Annotated in this window: 1 protein-coding gene; it reads right to left on the reverse strand. The window is 40.9% G+C overall.

Annotated features, from left to right (window positions below):
* The coding region (locus tag GMA8713_RS28385) for a hypothetical protein (protein ID WP_232314581.1) at nucleotides 1-189 on the reverse strand (189 nt) is incomplete at its 3' end.
* Nucleotides 190-594: the final 405 nt, after the last annotated feature.

Genomic DNA, 594 nt, shown 5'->3' on the forward strand with positions numbered 1-594 from the left:
GCTGCGTGATGTTGTGCTGTAGTGGTCGTGTTTGCTGCGGTTTGTGAGGAATGTATGAGAAGCCCAGGCTTGGATTATTAGCTGGCCTACATGAGAAGCTGATAACGCAGCAGAAGTGCCCCACAAACGCTGCCCGAATACTTCTGCTCTGACCGTCTTATGCTTTGTTAAGGCTTCTTCGTTTTTCATAACCACCCAGCACACACCTCGCCCCTCCTAAAACTCTTATTCCTATAACAAAATTCTACCACCAAAGTTCAACATCCCCTCCAACTGCTCTTTCCTTCTCTTTTTTCATTACAATTCACTTATCACCGATTCGTGTTTTACTTTTCTTCCTTTTCCTCTTCAATACTTTGTTTTCTATATATCTTTTTATATTTTTTCTTCTTCCTTCTTCCCTCTTTTCCTCCGTTTTTTCCTCTTCTTTTCCTTTCCTTTTCCTTCTTTTTATCCCCTCTTCTCTTTTCTTCTACTTCCTCCTCCCTTTTTTTTCCTTTCTCTCAACCGTCTACTGTATTTCTCTCTTCCCATCTTCCTTTTCCCTTGTTTTCTCCTTCTCTTCTGTTTCCCTTTTCCCCTTCTTATTTATCT

This window comes from Grimontia marina, assembly GCF_900060185.1.
In the GTDB taxonomy this organism is placed as follows: Bacteria; Pseudomonadota; Gammaproteobacteria; order Enterobacterales; family Vibrionaceae; genus Enterovibrio; species Enterovibrio marinus.